This window comes from Aeromonas sp. HMWF014, assembly GCF_963878295.1.
Lineage (GTDB): Bacteria > Pseudomonadota > Gammaproteobacteria > Enterobacterales > Aeromonadaceae > Aeromonas > Aeromonas popoffii.
Window position 1 is genome coordinate 1 of the sequence record NZ_CAWNYS010000104.1, and the last position, 3,237, is coordinate 3,237.

3 protein-coding genes and 1 riboswitch are annotated in these 3,237 nt (G+C 61.2%); of the genes, 2 read left to right on the top strand and 1 reads right to left on the bottom strand.

Annotation, left to right across the window (positions count from 1 at the left end):
* Together AAC083_RS03965 and gbpA are read left to right on the top strand one after the other, a co-directional pair.
* On the top strand, positions 1 to 443 hold a 443-nt coding region (locus AAC083_RS03965), incomplete at its 5' end, for a methyl-accepting chemotaxis protein (RefSeq protein ID WP_258224592.1).
* 263 nt (positions 444 to 706) lie between these two features.
* Positions 707 to 792: riboswitch (cyclic di-GMP riboswitch) on the top strand.
* Positions 793 to 858: 66 nt separating this feature from the next.
* On the top strand, positions 859 to 2,280 hold the full coding sequence (gene gbpA / locus AAC083_RS03970; RefSeq protein WP_108535862.1) for an N-acetylglucosamine-binding protein GbpA: 1,422 nt from the start codon (positions 859 to 861) through the stop codon (positions 2,278 to 2,280).
* A gap of 74 nt (positions 2,281 to 2,354) precedes the next feature.
* Here gbpA and AAC083_RS03975 read toward each other — a convergent pair.
* Positions 2,355 to 3,237, bottom strand: an 883-nt coding sequence (locus AAC083_RS03975) for a LysR substrate-binding domain-containing protein (RefSeq protein ID WP_108535863.1), incomplete at its 5' end; no start/stop codon positions are given.

A 3,237-nucleotide genomic window follows, 5' to 3' on the forward strand; every position in this document is an offset into this window, starting at 1 on the left:
CCCGCCAGTCTACCGAGGAGATCCAGAGCACCATAGCCCAACTGCAACAGCGGGCCGTCACCGCAGCCAGCGCCATGGATGCCAGCCGCAAGCTGGCGGCGAGCAGCGTCAGCCAGTCGGAGAAGGCAGGGCAGGATCTCTCCCTCATCGTCAATCACATCCAGCACGTGAGCGATATGGCAACCCAGATAGCCACCGCCGCCGAACAGCAGAGCATGGTGGCCGAGGACATGAACCGCAACGTCAGCGGCATCAACGACTCGGCACTGGAGATGTCCCAGTCCGCCTCGCAACTGGCCCAGGAGAGCGAGCTGCTGGCCGGCCTCTCCCGCAGCCTGGACGAGCGACTGGCGGTGTTCAAACTCGGCAGCACCATAGACCGGCAACGGGCGCCCCTGCATCCGCAGACCGGTCAAACCGAACGTCCCCGCGTTCGTCACTGATCCGTCCGGCCCTGTCGTAATGCCCATCCCTGCCAGCCTCGCTGGCAGGTTTTTTTTATTGATAAAAAATGTCGTTTTTTTGCATCTTATCGAGATGATTCACGACATTCAGCAAGGTGAGTAGCTTAAATATACATTTAAGAACATCAAGTTAAGCATTTGCACCACGCCAAGGCGGTTAAGCTCAAACATTTATATTTAATTATTTAATCAAAACTAGTCATGATGGGATTGTCGTCAAACGAGACGGCGCGACCCTTTATGTAGTCATTTGGCAAACTGGTTGAAAGGCCAGGACGCAAAGCCTCCGGTCTAAAGACATGTCGTCCAGGATAGCGGGGTTGCCACACGCAGGTGTGTATCGGGGAACTCCCCTGCCAACTTGACTGCCCACATCTATCGAACAGAGGACTGTATGGCAGCAAAAATCCAACTCAATCATATCGCGACGGCGCTGGCACTGCTGGCCAGCGGGGGTGTGCTCGCCCACGGCTATATCAGCCAGCCGGAATCGCGCAACTATCTGTGCAAGACCGGTGGCAACAGCCAGTGTGGCGCGGTGCAGTGGGAGCCCCAGAGCGTGGAAGGCCCTTCCGGCTTCCCGCAATCCGGCCCTCAGGATGGTCAGATTGCCTCGGCGGGCAGTCCCAACTGGAGCGAACTCAACGCCCAGACCAGCGATCGCTGGGCCCGGCGGGAAGTGCAGGCCGGGCCCTTCGCCATCAGCTGGACCTTCACCGCCAACCACGTCACCCGCAACTGGCGTTACTACCTCACTAAACAGGACTGGAACCCGAACCAGTCGCTGACCCGCGCGGCCTTCGATCTCACCCCCTTCTGCGTGGTGGATGGCAACATGGTGCAGCCGCCCAAACAGGTCACTCACAGGTGCACCCTGCCAGAACGCACCGGCTATCAGCTGATCCTGGGGGTGTGGGAAGTGGGCGATACCAGCAACAGCTTCTACAACCTGATCGACGCCAACTTCAAGGGTGGCACCCAGCCACCACTGAGCTGGAGCCAGGGCGGCACCATCTACCCTTCCACCGATCTGGCGGCCGGTGACAGGGCCAGAGCCCTGATATTCGACGCCAATGGCGTACGCCCCGATCTGCAGGCCGAGCTGACCATCACCACCACGGAACAGGGCCAGAAAAACAACTGGGCCCATGCCCTGGCCAGCAAGATCAATACCGAGCAGAGCCAGATCCGCGCCGGTCAGCAGAACGCTAACGGCCAATTCAACCCTGTCTACGGCCAGAACCCCGTCTACCTCAAGGCAGGCAGCGCGCTGGAACGAGTCGAGATCCAGCTCGAACAGCTGGAGCCCCCGGTGGGCAACGACATCAGCGTGAGCGGTCTGGAGAGCGAATACCTGCTCGACAACGGCAGGCTGACCCTCGACTTCACCGTCACAGCACAAGGGGATCTGGCCGTCACCAACACCCTGTATGACCACGGAGGAGTGGCCAAGGGCCACTCCTCTGCCGACATCAAGGACAGCAGCCAGAGCTTCACCATGCCGCTCGCGGGACTCAGCGCCGGCCACCATCAGCTGGTGATCGAGGCCAGGCCGAAGGCGGGTGGCGAAGCCCTGCAGCAGACGCGGGATCTGATGCTCAAGGATCCGTCCGGTGGTGACTACCAGTTCACCTTCCCGGAAGGGCTCAAGTCCTACACCGACGGCACCAAGGTGCTGCAACCCAAGAACGGCAAGGTCTATCAGTGCAGGCCCTTCCCCGCCAGTGGCTGGTGCAGCCAGTGGTCAGCCAGCACCACCCAATATGAACCAGGCATCGGTACCCACTGGCAAGGCGCCTGGATTGCGCTGAATTGATCCAGCGCCAAGCCATAACGCCATCACGAAAACGGGGAGCCACTGGCTCCCCGTTGTGTATGGTGTGACAAGCCTCAGATCTGGAAGTCGAGGGCCGGCTCGCCGCCCATGGCGCGAGCCTGAATGTCCGCCAGCGCCAGCTCGGGATTGCAGAGCTGGATGAACTGCCAGGCGAAGTTGTGCTGGAACTGCCCCTGCTTGAGACCAATCCAGGCGGTGTGCGGCGCAAACAGCCGACTGCCGTCGAGCTGTACCAACCCCTTGTCACGCTGGGTGTCGAACGCCATGTCCGCCAGTATGCCGACCCCCATCTCCAGTTCGACATAGGTCTTGATGACGTCGGAATCCTGGGCGGTCAGCAGGATCTGCGGCGCAATCCCCGCCTCGGCAAACGCCTCATCCACCCGCGCCCGTCCGGTCAGCCCGGCCTGATAGGTGATGATGGGCCAGTTCGCCAGTGCCGCCAGTGTCAGCTCCCGCTCGGCGGTGAGGGGGTGCTGCTCGGGCACCACGATATTGTGGTGCCAGCGGTAATAGGGAAACGCCACCACACCTTCGCTCTTGTCGAGCTGCTCGCTGCTGATGCCTATGTCCACCTCGCCAGCCTGCACCAGCCGCACTATCTCCTCCGGGCTGCCCTGGTGCAGCTCCAGCTGCACCAGCGGAAACTGCTCGCGAAAGGCCTTCACCACCCGTGGCAGGGCGTAGCGTGCCTGGGTGTGAGTGGTCGCCACCAGCAACCGGCCCGATTCGCGATTGGCAAAGGTACTGGCCAGTTTGCGGATGTTGTTGGCGTCGTTGAGGATGCGCTCGGCGATCACCAGCAACTCCTTGCCCGGCTCCGTCATGCCGAGCAGCCGCTTGCCATAGCGAATAAACAGCTCTATTCCCAGCTCCTCCTCCAGCTCGCGGATATGGCGGCTGACCCCGGACTGGGAAGTGAACAGGGCATTGGCG